Here is a 14686-nt window from a genome sequence, read left to right as displayed (position 1 = left end):
GCGGTTTTTGTCTTTGAGTGTATAGCGGTGCAGATCAGGGCGGTGTGATTAAATTACAAGAAGGTGGTTGCTACTCGCCCTGCTTATTTTTCGGTAGTTGGTTTTGGGTATGCACATTTTTCCGAGAAAAAATGGCTGGGGTTACCAATGCGGCTGCCCAGCTCTTGGCTATTTCATTATGTATTAATGCGCAGCATCAACTGTGCAACTGCATCGTCGAGTTTGATTTTTCCAGTATTGATTTCGAGATCCGATGCCTCTGGAGCTTCATAAGGACTTCCTACCCCCGATAAATTCGGTAGTTGCCCAGCCCTCGCCTTTTTGTACAGTCCTTTTACATCACGTTGTTCGCAGACCTCCAGCGGCGTGCTAACAAATACCTCTATAAAGTTGGTTTCGCCAATCAGCTCTCGCGCCATCTGACGTTCCTGTCGGAACGGAGAAATGAATGCGGTCATGACTATCAGCCCCGCATCCATCATCAACTTGGCCACTTCGGCAATGCGTCGAATGTTTTCTACCCTGTCTGCGTCTGTAAAACCTAGGTCCTTGTTCAGTCCCTGGCGCACGTTGTCACCGTCAAGGAGGTAGGTTCTATAACCACTGGCGTGCAGCTCGATTTCCAGTGCGTTGGCAAGTGTCGATTTGCCTGAGCCGGACAGGCCGGTAAACCAGATGACCTTACCTTGGTGACCATTGAGTTTTTCGCGGTCCTGACGATTGATGGACAGAGCTTGCTTATGCACATTTTGCGCGCGTCGCAGGCTGTGGTTGATCATCCCCGCCGCCACCGTGGCGTTGCTGATGCGGTCCACGAGTATAAAGCTGCCGAGCGTCCTGTTGTGCTGGTAGCTGTCGAAGACCAGGGGAGTGTTGAGTGCAAGCGTGCACACGCTGATGTCATTGAGTTGCAGCTGTTTGCAGGCGTGGTGGGCGAGGGTATTCGTATCGACCCGGTACTTGATGTTGGTAATCGAGGCTGATGCCCATTGGGTGGCCAGTTTGATGTAGTAGCTGCGGCCGTTCAGGCCCTTTTCTTTGTTCATCCACACCAATGTTGCTTCGAATTGGTCGGTGCTCTCCAGAGGGTGTTGCCCTAGAGCAATTACATCGCCTCGGGAAACTTCAATTTCCTTGTTGAGTTTCAAGGTGACTGCATCGCCACTAAACGCTTTTTCAACTGCTCCATGGGTGCTGATGATGTCAGTCACCGCTGCGGTTTGACCGGACAGGGTTACGCGGACTTCGTCGCCAACGCTGAGTGTGCCTTGCGCCACATAGCCGCTAAGTCCGCATAACGAAGCCTGCGGACGGTTGACCCATTGCACCGGGAATACCAGGCGCTCGGACTCAGGAGCGATGATTTCGAGCCTTTCCAGGTACTCGACAAGCGTCGCTCCGCAATACCACGGAGTGTTAACGGAGATCTGCGTAACATTGTCGCCCTTCAACGCGCTGACGGGGATCGCGGTTACTTCTTCAAAACCCAGCGTTGAAGTGAATCCCCGGAAAATTTCAACAGAGCGTTGAAAGGCCTCAGGCGCAAAGCCCACCAAATCCATCTTGTTGACCACAAGCAGCAGTTGCCGAATGCCAATCAGCGATGCCAGATAAATCGGCCGTGGAGTTTGTTTCGGCACGCCTTGGCTGGCATCGACCAGGACAACAGCCAACTCAGCAGTTGAAGCACCCATGAACAGCTTGTGTGTGTACTGCTCGTGACCCGGAGCATCGGCCACAATGAACTTGCGTGTTTGTGTCGAGAGATGGTGATAGGTCACTTCGGAGCCTTGCGCTTGCTCGGCGGCCAACTCGTCTACCCATAACGCAAAGCCCTTGTCTTGGGTGTTGTTGTGTTTAGAGGCTGTCTGCAAACCGCCCAACTCAAGGGCTTGCCGGGACCCCCAGAGCAATCGGCTAATCAAGGTACTTTTGCCGGTATTTTCATTACCGCAGGCAATTACACGCAGCAAATCTTGACGAGATTGCTGTTCAAGAAAGTCGCACAGACTCTGCGGCTCTGATGCTGGTAGGGGCTTGCGGCGGCGAGGAATGATCTTGGTCATGCTCAGACTAAATTGGCTTGAATAGGGTGCGTGGGACAGGTGGCCAGTTGCCTGGCCAGTTCCTGGGCGAGTTGTTGCGTATGCACGCGTAGTTCGGGAGCGGCAATGGCTTCCCAATCGCGAGCCTTGAGCATAGGGCCTACGTACCATAGGCCTTGAATTGCATGCCCCGGTGTATCGCAGGGTTGATACTTATCGTTGATGAGCAGGCCTTGGCCACAGGGAGCTGGAGTTAAGAGTTTGTTTTTGGCCAGTTGTTGAAGCAATGGATGCGAGCCCGAGTCGATGGTCATGCTAGGGCCGGTGCAATTGATGATGGCCGCTGCCTTCAGGGTTTCTGAACTCTGCTGGGCACGTGGCTTGAGTTCGATCTCTAGCCCGTCGGTGTTGCTATTGCGGATCGCCAGTAGTCGTGCTGCCATTACATGCACTTGGCCTGTCATTAGCAAGGACTGTAGTCGGTCGGCCGCCAGTGGGGCCAGTCGGTGGCGGTGAATGTCCCAGAAGGCCACTACATGGCGTAGAAAACGCTGTCGTTCGCCCAATGCAAGCTCTTGCCAGAGTCGAGGTGTATGAGGACGAAGCTGGTTCAGCACATCCCGCCAGTCGCTGCCCAGGCTTGTCTGCCGGCGCACTTCCTGTCGCAGTTGGCGCATCAGGCTGCGCATTTGCAGCGGTCCTTCACTTACATAGTCGGGAAACTGGCTGCCAGGAGGTGGGTTGGGATTGGGCCGGTGTGGGTGAGGTAATAGCCCATGGCGAGACACCATCCATACCTTACGCGGCTGGGTTTGTTGGGTCAGGTGAAAAAGAGCATCCACGGCCGTGTGGCCCGTTCCTAGAATCAGAACGGGTGCATTGGCTGGTAGCCGGTTCATGCTATCGAAATCCCAAGCCTCTATTACCTGGGCGCGCTCGGCGGGGCCGAGCGGTAATGGAAAGCGTGGTAGTTGATGTCCCAATGCTAGAATCACCTGGCGTGCTGTCAGGCATTGATCCGATATCAGTCGAACCCTGAATCCGCCCGCAACGGCAAGAGCATCAATTTCATACGCTTCGCCAACCAGCACTTGGAGTCGCCCGGGGTACTGCGCCACGGCGTCTTGCAGGCATTGTTCTAAATAGCGGCCATAAAGGCGGCGCGACACGAAGCTGCCAGTATTGATCGACGAATCAATATGCTGGCAAAAGTCCACGAAATGCGAGGGCTTATCGGCAAATGCACTCATGTTGCCGGCGGGCACGTTGAGTAGCAGGTTGTCATCGTTGCTGCGGTAGGCCAGGCCACGACCAAGCACTGGCGTGGGGTTGAGTAGCGTGACTCTTGTACGTTGTCCGCAGGTCGACCGCAGCAGATGAATCGCCGTGAGGGTGCCGCTGAGCCCACCCCCTACAATTAGTACTGGAATCAAGTCTGTAGACATCAGAAGTACCCCTGCTGGTCTTGCTTTTCCATGGAACAGACGTTGTCGCTATCGAGCGTGCGGCTTTGTTGCCCGGATTGCTGTGAGTTGATGATTTCCAACAGGATGTCATCCACTGTTTCGGCATCGGATTCGACTGCGCCAGTGAGTGGGTAGCATCCGAGAGAGTGCAAGCGTACTTTTTTGATTTGGATTTCTTCACTCGGCTGCAGGCGGCAACGTTCGTCATCAACCACCATGATCATTCCCGCTCGCACCGCTACCGGACGCAGCTTGGCAAAATACAGAGGCACAACAGGGATGTTTTCCTGGCGAATGTATTGCCAGATGTCGAGCTCGGTCCAATGGGCGAGCGGTAACGCGCTGATACGTTCATCCCGGTTCTTGCGGGTGTTGTACAGGTTCCAGAGCTCCGGCCGCTGGTTCTCCGGGCCCCAGTGGCGGTGGGCAGTGCTGAGCGAAAATATCCGCTCCTTGGCGCCGAATTTTTTTTCATCGCGACGGTTCCCCCCCAGGATTACATCGAACTTGTAATGCTCCAGCGCCTGCTTGAGGCCTTCGCTCTTGATGATCGCGGTGAACTGGGCCGAGTCGGGGTCACCGGGGAAGAAGTTCTTTTCGAACGCATGCGGATTGCTGTGTACCAGTAGCTGCATTCTGCTTTCGCGGGCAATGGAGTCATGAAACCAATTCATCTCCTGGAGTTTCCAGCGAGTGTCGATGTGCAGCAGTGGAAAAGGCGGGGGCGCCGGGGCAAAGGCCTTGGACGCCAAGTGCAGCATGACACTGCTCTCCTTGCCGCAGGAGTACAGCATGACGGGATTCTGCGCCTCGGCTACGGCCTCACGGATAATGTGGATGCTCTCCGCCTCCAGGCGTTTCAGGTACAAGGCGCGGCTAACGTCAGGGGAGGAAGGTGTGCGCAGAGCTGGAGGCAGGGCTGGTGGGTACACCGACTGGCAGAGCTGGATATCGGTGGTGCTGCTCATCGACCGCGTCGCGGCAACCAGTGATCCGTGGGGAAACAGAGCGATGGGCTTGCCTAGGTGTTGGTGCAGTGCAACCAGGGCATTTTGCAGTATTTGTTCTGTAGTACCTGGCAGCGGTATCCAGAAGCGTGCACCTCGCGCATCGTTGGCATGCAGAGCTGGCTGGCCACTGGGTAGTGGCCAGAGCCGGGCAAACAGTATACGGTCTCGTCGTTTTCGCGCTTGTTCAATGGCCCAATCCAGAATCAGTCGATTTGGAGGGCGATCGCACTCGTCCAGCAGATTGTGCTCCGACAGTTCCTCGGGCCGCAGCCCCAGGGTATGCAGTCGTCGTTCGGCTGTGCGCCTAGTGTCTACATCACCTCGGGCTTTGAGGTGTGCGAAGGCGAGTTCGGTATCCCAGACCTGTTCCTGGTCCAGGCCAAGCAATGCAGGTGTGGTGCTTGTCGCAAAATGCGCCATTTTTCGCTTTCCAATGCGTAGTTTCCATTGGAATGTAAATTACGCTATTTTTGGGCTCGGAAAAACAATATGCGACAACATCGCCTGAGTCATTTTTGAGCAGGCGTTGTGCGTGAGTTCAGCGGGCGCTTCTTATGAAGGTTTGCTTATAGTCCGTACCCGCGGCAGTCACCACTCAACCGAACTGTGCCAGAGCTGTGTCCGAACTGACGCTGCGCACCTGGTTGCGGCCTCGATGCTTGGCGCCGTATAGCGCTTCGTCGGCCAGGGACAGCAGGCGCGACACTTCATAGCCCGCGGTGGCACTGGTCACCACACCGATGCTCACGCTGAGCAGCCCCGGTTCCAGCAACGGCAGGCGAGCGAAGGCCTGGCGAATCTGCTCGGCCACTTGCACCGCTGTTGCCTCATCGACGTTGGCCAGCAGGCAGGCAAATTCTTCACCGCCGATGCGTGCGAACACATCCTTGTTGCCCAGGGTTTGCGTGAGCACCTGGCTGAAGGCGATCAGGGCCTGGTCGCCGGTCTGATGACCAAAGGCGTCGTTGAGTCGTTTGAAATGATCCAGGTCGCACAGCAGCAAGGCCACCGGTTGCTGTCGACGCCGGCATTCAGCGAGCATTCGTTCGCCGTGCGCCATAAAGGCTCGGCGGTTGCCGATGCCGGTCAGGGCATCGCAGAAGGCCGCCGCCTTGAAGCGCCGCTCGATCCGTTCCTTGACCATGGACAGGGTCACGTAGGCGATGCCGATGACGTAGAGCATCGACTCGAACAGCATGAAAGAGAAGAAGGGCACTCCGGCGCCATGTCCCTGAAAGGCCTCTTTCAGGCCCAGGCCCTGATCGATGACCGCGCGCACGCTGTAGAAACCCGTATGCAACAAGGTCAGGACCAGGGCCGGCATATAGGCGACTTCCAGGCTGTGGCGGCTGCGCCAGAACTCCAGGGTAGTCAGCAGGCCGTAACCCACCACCAGCAGCGAATACACCGAGACCCGCACGGTCATCGACTGATAGAAGGCCGGGATCAGGCACAGCGTCAACCACACCACCGCGCCGGCCAGCATGCCGGGAAGGTGGGGGGCGCGTCCGGCAAAGGCACGCATCGCCGTCCAGTTCAGGGCGGCACTGAGCAGCAAGGTGACGTTGCCGAGTACCTTGGGAATGAAGTCCACGCCCTGGTCACGCAGGCTCACCAGCACCATGCCGGCTGCGGCCAACAGCATCATCGCGCCCAGATAGGCCAGCGGCCGCTCACGGGTTTCCCGCAGCCAGGCGTGGAAGGTCAGCAGCCCCATCAGGAAGAAAATGAAGATCGACACCACGAGCAGGGTGGGGATGTGCAGGGCCATTTCCTGGGTTCTCGTTTTTATCGTGCTCAAGGGTCGGAGAGTCGAGACCTGCCGTGCTAGAAGGAGCGAAGCGGCAGGCCAAGTGCCATCAGTGGCCGCGATTGTAACGAGAACTGGTTAATTCTGGTGGACGTTCGTGCAAGAAATGCCCGGGCCTAACGGAAGCTCCCGCAGAGCGCGTTGCCCTGGTAGCTGTGCATCAGGGGGGCGAGGAACATGAAGGGGCCGCAGGCGTAGAAGTCCGAATCGATCTTCTGGCTCGAATACAGCAGTGGGGTTTCCACCCCGTCGATGTCTTTGCCATAGGCCGCGGCTCTGTCATAGGACTCGCACACAGGCAGTTTCAGGGGAATGGGCACTATCACCGCCCAGAGGGTGGTGCCGCACCATTGCCGCTGGGGGGCAGCCTTTTCCGTGCGGGTGATGACCGGGAGCCTGGAGTGCTCGATGAGCTGCTGGTGCGCGGCGGTTTTCGACTCTTGCTTGACCGGCATATCGACCCAAGCACCCACACAGCCACCCAGGCCAAGCAGCATGGGCAGCAGCGTGGCCTTCAGGGGCGGCCCGAGGTGCTTGATGGTCCTGTGCTTGAGGGTGAAAGGGGCTTTGGGCTTGATTGGATCGTGCATCCTGCACCTGCTGTTGGAATAAAGGAGTATCTGGGAGCTGGGCATCAAGAATGCCGACTTGTAGTGGGTGAAATCACCCATCGAGGTGTCCGGAGTTGGTTGAACGCTACATTCACCAGCGCTATCACCGCCGCTTGGGATGCCTTAACTTGCTGAGAGTGCCTTGAACAACACACTCAACATGTTGGGGCGGTCAGTCTGAACAGGACTGATCAGCACTATCTCTCGGTCATACTTTTCAATGCCTACAGGCTCCACAGCGCACTTATGGCCCCAATGTTCAAAACCGGACCAATACGGCACAAGGCTGACGCCGAGGCCTTCGGCTACCAGCATGGCAATGGTTTCTAGTGCGTCCAGATCCACCAGCGGCGTCGGCATCAAGCCATTGTCCGCCAAGTAACTCTCTGCATGGCGTCCGCCCCACGAGTTGGGATCGTATCGAATGTAGGGATGGGTTTGCAGCTGGCTAAGGATACTGCCCGAGGACTTTTCCTTCGACAGGAAAATCAGGGGTTCCTTGCGCAGTGACTCCATATGTAACGCTTTTGGTAGTTCAAAGGGGGGAACTACCAATATGGCGGCGTCCAGTTCGCCGGACAGCAGGGCTTGATACAACGAGCGCGATGTACCCGGCACTATGACCGGTTTGAGGCCCGGCGCTAACTCGGTCAGGGCCCGTAATGCGCTGGGTAGCAGGCCGGTCAGAACGGTCGAAACCGCACCTATTCTGAACTGTCCCGTAAGCCCCTCCACATCGGCGTCTCCCGCCAGTAACGCCACTTCGCGAACGATGCGCTTGGCTCTGGGCAATAGCCCAAGGCAGGCTTCGCTCGGCTTGGCTGCATGCCCGACGCGAGACAGGAGTTCAAAGCCGAGTTGCCGTTCGAGCGCGAGGATACGCTGACTGACCGCTGCTGCCGTCAGCCCTTCCAAGCGTGCGGCATGGGCTATGGAGCCGCATTCCACGACAGTGATGAGGCTTCTCAGGTAACGCGTATCCATAAGAAATACTTTCGATGGCAGTAAGAATTACATGCTATCTCTTTTCATGAAACAAGCACAAGATTTGTCCAGTCCAGCCATTTCCGCCTTCCTGCGATACTTAGGAGACCCTTATGCAGTCGATTTTTCATTTTGCTTATCACGTTCGCGATTTGCAGCTTTCCCGCCAGTTCTACTGCAACTTGCTGGGGTGTGAGGAGGGTCGTAGTACCGATACTTGGGTCGACATCAATTTCTTCGGGCATCAGCTTTCGCTGCACTTGGGTGAACCATTTCCCGTGACTAATACAGGAAAGGTCGGCGAGCACATGGTGCCGATGCCCCATCTAGGCGTGATATTGAAAATGTCCGACTGGATTGTTTTAAGAGACCGTTTGATCAAGAGCCAGATGAAGTTTGTCCTCGCACCCAGCATTCGTTTTCCAGGGGCCCCCGGCGAACAAGCCACAATGTTCTTCCTTGATCCCGCCGGGAACCCTATCGAGATAAAGGGGTTTACTGATCTGCAATCGGTCTACGCGATTTGAAGTGGCTTCTGGCGGTGTGATTCCCATAAGTGTCGATCCTCCAAGGGATGACAACCTTCAGATAAGTTCACAAGGTTAATTCGTCGAATACGCACTCGTACTTGATGACACTCAAGCGCCTGATAAAAACAACAACGATATACAAACTTGAGGTATTGGAATGAATAGTTTCAAACTCGCCTGTGTTGCACTCACTGCTGTTTCCATGATTGGAGTTAGCGGAATAGCGCTGGCTGGTTCCACGCTGGACGCCATTCAGAAGAAAGGTTTCATTCAGTGCGGTGTCTCCGATGGGTTGCCGGGTTTCTCCGTTCCGGATTCCACGGGCAAGATTGTCGGTATAGACGCCGACGTCTGTCGTGCCGTAGCCGCTGCCGTGTTCGGCGACGCAACCAAGGTCAAGTTCAGCCAGTTGAACGCCAAGGAGCGCTTCACCGCGCTGCAATCCGGCGAAATCGACATCCTTTCGCGCAACACCACCATGACCAGCTCTCGTGACGCCGGCATGGGCCTGTTTTTCCCGGGCTTCATCACCTACTACGATGGCGTCGGCTTTCTGGCCAACAGCAAGCTGGGCGTGAAGAGTGCCAAGGAACTGGATGGCGCCACTATTTGTATTCAGGCCGGTACTACTACCGAGCTGAACGTGTCGGACTACTTCCGCGCCAATGGCCTGAAGTACACCCCGATCACCTTCGACACTTCCGACGAAAGCGCCAAGTCACTGGAGTCCGGCCGTTGCGACGTGCTGACCTCGGACAAATCCCAGCTCTACGCACAACGCAGCAAACTGGCTTCGCCGAAAGACTACGTCGTTCTGCCAGAAACCATTTCCAAGGAGCCTCTGGGGCCAGTGGTGCGTAATGGCGATGACGAGTGGAACAAGATTGTCCGCTGGGTCGGCTACGCGCTGCTCAACGCCGAAGAGGCGGGTGTCACTTCGAAAAATGTCCTGGGAGAAGCCAAGTCCACCAAGAACCCGGATATTGCGCGCTTGCTGGGGGGCGACGGTGAATACGGCAAGGACCTGAAGTTGCCGAAGGACTGGGTCGTCAAGGTCGTCAGCCAGGTCGGCAACTATGGCGAAATGTTCGAGAGGAACCTTGGCAAGAGCTCTCCGCTGGAAATCGACCGCGGCCTGAATGCGCTGTGGAACAACGGCGGCATCCAATACGCACCACCTGTGCGCTGATGGTTCTATTACCCGGCGGGCCAACCGCCGGGTGATGTTCTGTTCCATTATTCCTGGGGCACTTCATGCAAAATTCTATCGGCGCACCTACGCAGAGGTTCTCCCTCAGCGATCCGCGAGTGCGTGCATGGTTATTCCAGATCATCACGGTCGTCGCGGTGATCGCAATGGGCTGGTTTCTGTTCAACAACACCCAGACCAACCTTCAACACCGGGGCATTACCTCGGGTTTCGACTTTCTCGAGCGCAGCGCCGGCTTCGGCATAGCTCAACATCTGATCGACTACAGCGAATCGGACAGCTATGTCCGCGTATTCGTCATCGGCTTGCTCAATACCCTGCTGGTGACCTTTATCGGCGTGATCCTGGCCACCTTGCTGGGCTTCATCATCGGTGTGGCGCGGCTGTCGTCGAACTGGGTGCTCAACAAGCTGGCCACTGTCTATATCGAGGTTTTCCGTAACATCCCGCCGCTGCTGCAGATCCTGTTCTGGTACTTCGCGGTGTTCCTGACCATGCCGGGGCCGCGCAACAGCCATAACTTCGGCGACACCTTCTTCGTCAGCAGCCGCGGCCTGAACATGCCCGCCGCCATTGCCTCCCCAGGTTTCTGGCCGTTTGTGATCAGCGTCGTGCTGGCTATCGTGGCGATCGTGCTGATGTGCCGTTGGGCCACCAAGCGCTTTGAGCAAACCGGTGTGCCGTTCCACAAGTTCTGGGCTGGCCTGGCGCTGTTCCTGGTGATCCCGACGTTGTGCACCCTGGTCTTCGGCGCCCCGGTGCACTGGGATCTTCCCACGCTGCAAGGCTTCAACTTCGTGGGCGGCTGGGTGCTGATTCCCGAGCTGCTGGCCCTGACCCTGGCCCTGACCGTCTACACCGCGGCGTTTATTGCCGAGATCGTGCGTTCCGGGATCAAGTCGGTAAGCCATGGCCAGACCGAAGCGGCGCACTCCCTGGGGCTGCGCAACGGTCCGACCCTGCGCAAGGTGATCATTCCCCAGGCCCTGCGGGTGATCATTCCGCCGTTGACCAGCCAATACCTGAACCTGGCGAAGAACTCGTCCCTGGCCGCCGGTATCGGTTACCCGGAAATGGTCTCGCTGTTTGCCGGCACCGTGCTCAACCAGACCGGCCAGGCGATCGAGGTGATTGCCATCACCATGAGCGTGTACTTGGCGATCAGCATCAGCATTTCCCTGCTGATGAACGGGTACAACAAGCGCATTGCGCTGATCGAGCGGTGAGGAAGCGCCCATGACGACTCATATCTTCAAGCCCGATATGCCGCCGCCCGGCAGCAGTATCGGTGCCCTGGCGTGGATCCGCGCCAACATGTTCTCCAGCTGGCTCAACACCCTGCTGACCCTGTTCGCCTTCTACCTGATCTACCTGGTGCTGCCACCGCTGCTGCATTGGGCGATTTTCGACGCCAACTGGGTGGGCACCACGCGCGCCGACTGCACCCAGGACGGCGCCTGCTGGGTGTTTATCCAGCAGCGTTTCGGCCAGTTCATGTACGGCTACTTTCCGGTGGAACTGCGCTGGCGTGTGGACCTGACCGTGTGGCTGGCGGTGATTGGCGTGGCGCCGTTGTTTATCGCGCGTTTCCCGCGCAAGGCGATCTACGGGCTGGCCTTTCTGGTCTGGTATCCGCTGGTTGCCTACACCCTGCTGCATGGCGGTTACCTGGGCTTGAGCAATGTTGCCACCAGCCAGTGGGGCGGCCTGATGCTGACCCTGGTGATTGCCACGGTGGGCATTGCCGGGGCTTTGCCGCTGGGGATAGTGCTGGCGCTGGGGCGTCGCTCGCGGCTGCCGGCGGTGAAGATGGTGTGCGTGACCTTCATCGAACTCTGGCGCGGGGTGCCGTTGATCACCGTGCTGTTCATGTCCTCGGTGATGCTGCCGCTGTTCCTGCCCGAGGGCATGAACTTCGACAAGCTGCTGCGGGCGCTGATCGGGGTGATCCTGTTCCAGTCGGCCTATGTGGCCGAGGTGGTGCGCGGTGGCCTGCAGGCGATTCCCAAGGGCCAGTACGAAGCGGCCGCGGCCATGGGCCTGGGCTACTGGCGGGCGATGGGCCTGGTGATTCTGCCGCAAGCCCTGAAGCTGGTGATTCCCGGCATCGTCAATACCTTTATCGCCCTGTTCAAGGACACCAGCCTGGTGATCATCATTGGCCTGTTCGACCTGCTCAACAGCGTCAAGCAAGCCGCCGCCGATACGGTATGGCTGGGCATGGCCACCGAAGGCTATGTCTTCGCGGCCCTGGTGTTCTGGATTTTCTGTTTCGGTATGTCCCGCTACTCCATGCATCTGGAGCGTAAGTTGGACACAGGCCACAAGCGTTAGGAGTTCTCTTTAAATGAGCGAAGCAATCAAACAGCCTGTGGGCCCTGAAGGCATTATTCAGATGCAGGGCGTGAACAAGTGGTACGGCCAGTTCCATGTGTTGAAAGACATCAACCTGAATGTCAAACAGGGCGAGCGCATCGTGCTGTGCGGGCCTTCGGGCTCGGGCAAGTCCACCACCATCCGTTGCCTCAACCGCCTGGAGGAACACCAGCAGGGCCGTATCGTGGTGGACGGCGTGGAACTGACCAACGACCTCAAGCAGATCGAGGCCATTCGTCGTGAAGTGGGCATGGTGTTCCAGCACTTCAACCTGTTCCCGCACCTGACCATCTTGCAGAACTGCACCCTGGCACCGATGTGGGTGCGCAAGATGCCCAAGCGCAAGGCCGAGGAAATCGCCATGCACTACCTGGAGCGGGTGCGCATTCCGGAGCAGGCCAACAAGTACCCGGGGCAGCTGTCCGGTGGCCAGCAGCAGCGGGTGGCGATTGCCCGGGCGCTGTGCATGAAGCCCAAGATCATGCTGTTCGACGAGCCGACCTCGGCCCTCGATCCGGAGATGGTGAAAGAAGTACTGGACACCATGATCGGCCTGGCCGAAGACGGCATGACCATGCTCTGCGTGACCCACGAAATGGGCTTTGCCCGCACCGTGGCCAACCGGGTGATCTTCATGGACAAGGGCGAGATCGTCGAACAGGCGGCGCCGAACGACTTCTTCGACAACCCGCAGAACGATCGCACCAAGCTGTTCTTGAGCCAGATCCTGCACTGAATAGCTGAATGCAGTTGCTGGTTCCGTTGGGTGCTCTTGGGTGTGCACCCATTGGAGATGGAGCTCGAAAGTCCAACCGTTGGCTGTAAGGCCGCCGTGTAATTAGTTGTCGGGTTATCAATGGCCCAAAGGAACGATATGCGCAATTTTAGTAATGCTGATGCCACTGCCATTTCGGAACTGGTGCGTTCGGATGCGGTGAGTCCTGAGACAGTAAGCGAACACTTTCTTGAGTGTATTGAATCGCGGGAGCCGACCATAAAGGCATTCGCATCTTTCGACCCGAATTGGGTGCGCACTCAAGCGGGCCAGTTAACAAAGGCTCAAGCGAAAGGTCTTCTGGCGGGCGTTCCAGTGGGTATCAAGGACAATTACGATACCGCCGACCACCCCACTCGGTTTTACTCCTGGATCTATGATGACAACTGCCCGACGCGAGACGCGCATGTGGTCTCGCTTCTGCGCTTGGCCGGGGCAGTTGTCATGGGCAAGACCCATACCACCGAATTCGCTTACATGCACACCGGCCCCACCCGCAATCCCCATGATCTCGACAGAACTCCCGGAAGTTCCAGTGCCGGATCGGCGGCGGGGATGGCCGCTGGTTTTTTCCCTATCGCGTTGGGAACACAGACCGCCGGATCATTGATCAAACCCGCGTCCTATTGCGGGCTTTACGCCTTCAAGCCTTCGTATGGCCTGGTTTCTCTTGAGGGGGTCAAGCCATTAGCGCCGAGCTTTGACACGGTGGGGTGGTACGGCCGCTCCGTTCGTGACCTGGACCTGATGGCTCAAGTCTTGATCCCCGGCTTCCCGGAGGGCACTGATGAACGGCATCTGCGTTCGTTCGGTTTTTGTCGTACGGCCCGATGGGATCAGGTGGACGAGAACGTCGCCATGTCACTGGAGGCCGCAGTGCAAGCCCTGCGCTCGGCAGGGCACCAAGTGACCGAGGTGCGGCTGCCCGAGGAGTTTTCTACTGTCTTTGATGACCATCTCTTGATCAATGATTGCGAGGGCGCTCGATCATTCTCCAAAGAGCTACAAATGCATCCGGACAAACTGAGCGTAGAGTTTTTGGCCATGATTGAGCGCGCCCGCTCAACGACTTGGGAGCAAGAGTCCGCGGCGAAAAGGCGTTTGGCAAAGTTGGCCCCTGTGCTTGAAGAGATCTTCAAGCCTTTTGATGCCATCTTGGGTGCCAGTTGTGGGATCGTCGCCCCGTTAGGCCTTGAGGCCACGGGACCTTCCGATTTCATCAAGTTCTGGATGGCTTTTGGACTGCCGCAAGTCAATATCCCTCTGCTTCGGAACAACGGGGCGCTTCCTGTTGGCCTGCAAATGATCGGGGGATTTAGAAGTGACAGGGCTCTTCTGATAGCAGCGGAACAGGTTGCTGCAGTGCTGAGGGAGAGCAACTAAGGACGGGCTGAAAAGCTGACCTTTGTATTCCCGGATGGGCTTATTTCGGGCATTAAAAAGCCGGCTTGTGGCCGGCTTCTCGGGGACTGGCTTGGTTCATTTTTGGTAAACCGCACCAGCCTGCAAAACGTACACCCAGCTCTTGCGGCTGGCTGTGGGACTGGGCGGGAAAGTCATCCGCTTCGTCGGGCGCTGCGACCACAAGAAGGTCGATGCGCAAAGGTGGGGCGCAGCATACGCACATTCGCCGGGAATTCCCAGTGCAAAGCGCGATCCAGAGGGCTCAAGGGCGAAAACTCTGCGGAGTATATGTTGCAGAGTGCGTGCTTGGCCTTGGCTGGCGCCCGTACAGCAGGTACAAAAAAGGTTCTTCACGGAATCCCGGGAAACTCAGAAACAAAAACGCCGATTTGATAGATGATGTTCGTGCGAGCAAACAGATCTAAAAAACCGGCGTTCTTATGCGTGATATTAATACTTTCCTTC

The 14686-nt window shown here is 57.2% G+C and carries 12 protein-coding genes; 6 read left to right on the top strand and 6 right to left on the bottom strand.

Annotation, left to right across the window (positions count from 1 at the left end):
- Positions 1-176: 176 nt before the first annotated feature.
- The 6 genes from cysC to J4P02_RS28715 form a co-directional block, all read right to left on the bottom strand.
- Positions 177-2066 carry an adenylyl-sulfate kinase gene (gene cysC, locus J4P02_RS28740; RefSeq protein ID WP_426196766.1) on the bottom strand — a complete coding sequence of 630 codons (1890 nt, stop codon included), beginning with the start codon at positions 2064-2066 and terminating at the stop codon, positions 177-179.
- Positions 2067-2068: 2 nt separating this feature from the next.
- Complete coding sequence (locus J4P02_RS28735) at positions 2069-3490, bottom strand: FAD/NAD(P)-binding protein (RefSeq protein WP_426196764.1); 1422 nt, start codon at positions 3488-3490, stop codon at positions 2069-2071.
- A complete protein-coding gene (cysD, locus tag J4P02_RS28730; protein WP_426196762.1) occupies positions 3490-4941 on the bottom strand; it encodes a sulfate adenylyltransferase subunit CysD in 1452 nt (483 codons plus the stop codon). The genes J4P02_RS28735 and cysD overlap by 1 nt, the downstream gene beginning before the upstream one ends.
- Before the next feature lie 175 nt (positions 4942-5116).
- On the bottom strand, positions 5117-6292 hold the full coding sequence (locus J4P02_RS28725; protein WP_426196760.1) for a diguanylate cyclase domain-containing protein: 1176 nt from the start codon (positions 6290-6292) through the stop codon (positions 5117-5119).
- A gap of 155 nt (positions 6293-6447) precedes the next feature.
- Positions 6448-6921 (bottom strand): hypothetical protein, encoded by a 474-nt coding sequence (locus J4P02_RS28720; RefSeq protein ID WP_426196758.1) that lies wholly within the window; start codon positions 6919-6921, stop codon positions 6448-6450.
- A gap of 144 nt (positions 6922-7065) precedes the next feature.
- Positions 7066-7926, bottom strand: a complete 861-nt coding sequence (locus tag J4P02_RS28715; RefSeq protein WP_426196756.1) for a LysR substrate-binding domain-containing protein — start codon at positions 7924-7926, stop codon at positions 7066-7068.
- 113 nt (positions 7927-8039) lie between these two features.
- Here J4P02_RS28715 and J4P02_RS28710 point away from each other — a divergent pair, with 113 nt between their 5' ends.
- The 6 genes from J4P02_RS28710 (at position 8040) to J4P02_RS28685 (ending at position 14200) form a co-directional block, all read left to right on the top strand.
- Positions 8040-8453 carry a VOC family protein gene (locus J4P02_RS28710; protein WP_426196754.1) on the top strand — a complete coding sequence of 138 codons (414 nt, stop codon included), beginning with the start codon at positions 8040-8042 and terminating at the stop codon, positions 8451-8453.
- Between the two features lie 205 nt (positions 8454-8658).
- The gene (locus tag J4P02_RS28705; RefSeq protein WP_426196855.1) at positions 8659-9645 is read left to right on the top strand and encodes an amino acid ABC transporter substrate-binding protein; all 987 of its coding nucleotides are present in this window, start codon (positions 8659-8661) and stop codon (positions 9643-9645) included.
- Between the two features lie 65 nt (positions 9646-9710).
- Complete coding sequence (locus tag J4P02_RS28700) at positions 9711-10892, top strand: amino acid ABC transporter permease (protein WP_426196751.1); 1182 nt, start codon at positions 9711-9713, stop codon at positions 10890-10892.
- 10 nt (positions 10893-10902) lie between these two features.
- The gene (locus J4P02_RS28695) at positions 10903-12000 is read left to right on the top strand and encodes an amino acid ABC transporter permease (protein WP_426196749.1); all 1098 of its coding nucleotides are present in this window, start codon (positions 10903-10905) and stop codon (positions 11998-12000) included.
- A gap of 13 nt (positions 12001-12013) precedes the next feature.
- Positions 12014-12778: an amino acid ABC transporter ATP-binding protein gene (locus J4P02_RS28690; RefSeq protein ID WP_426196747.1), complete on the top strand. Its 765-nt coding sequence runs from the start codon at positions 12014-12016 to the stop codon at positions 12776-12778.
- Positions 12779-12916: 138 nt separating this feature from the next.
- Complete coding sequence (locus J4P02_RS28685; protein ID WP_426196745.1) at positions 12917-14200, top strand: amidase; 1284 nt, start codon at positions 12917-12919, stop codon at positions 14198-14200.
- Positions 14201-14686 lie beyond the last annotated feature (486 nt).

It is taken from the genome of Pseudomonas sp. NFXW11 (assembly GCF_049887815.1).
In the GTDB taxonomy this organism is placed as follows: domain Bacteria; phylum Pseudomonadota; class Gammaproteobacteria; order Pseudomonadales; family Pseudomonadaceae; genus Aquipseudomonas.
The sequence above is the reverse complement of the archived record's forward strand: the minus strand, read 5'-3'. Positions and strand labels throughout refer to the sequence as shown.

Bases quoted from the DNA above. Each gene is read 5' to 3' on its own strand.
- J4P02_RS28725 (WP_426196760.1), bottom strand. From the start codon at position 6,292: ATGGCCCTGCACATCCCCACCCTGCTCGTGGTGTCGATCTTCATTTTC.
- J4P02_RS28720 (WP_426196758.1), bottom strand. From the start codon at position 6,921: ATGCACGATCCAATCAAGCCCAAAGCCCCTTTCACCCTCAAGCACAGG.
- J4P02_RS28715 (WP_426196756.1), bottom strand. From the start codon at position 7,926: ATGGATACGCGTTACCTGAGAAGCCTCATCACTGTCGTGGAATGCGGC.
- cysC (WP_426196766.1), bottom strand. From the start codon at position 2,066: ATGACCAAGATCATTCCTCGCCGCCGCAAGCCCCTACCAGCATCAGAG.
- J4P02_RS28705 (WP_426196855.1), top strand. From the start codon at position 8,659: ATGATTGGAGTTAGCGGAATAGCGCTGGCTGGTTCCACGCTGGACGCC.
- J4P02_RS28710 (WP_426196754.1), top strand. From the start codon at position 8,040: ATGCAGTCGATTTTTCATTTTGCTTATCACGTTCGCGATTTGCAGCTT.
- J4P02_RS28695 (WP_426196749.1), top strand. From the start codon at position 10,903: ATGACGACTCATATCTTCAAGCCCGATATGCCGCCGCCCGGCAGCAGT.
- J4P02_RS28735 (WP_426196764.1), bottom strand. From the start codon at position 3,490: ATGTCTACAGACTTGATTCCAGTACTAATTGTAGGGGGTGGGCTCAGC.
- J4P02_RS28700 (WP_426196751.1), top strand. From the start codon at position 9,711: ATGCAAAATTCTATCGGCGCACCTACGCAGAGGTTCTCCCTCAGCGAT.
- J4P02_RS28690 (WP_426196747.1), top strand. From the start codon at position 12,014: ATGAGCGAAGCAATCAAACAGCCTGTGGGCCCTGAAGGCATTATTCAG.
- J4P02_RS28685 (WP_426196745.1), top strand. From the start codon at position 12,917: ATGCGCAATTTTAGTAATGCTGATGCCACTGCCATTTCGGAACTGGTG.
- cysD (WP_426196762.1), bottom strand. From the start codon at position 4,941: ATGGCGCATTTTGCGACAAGCACCACACCTGCATTGCTTGGCCTGGAC.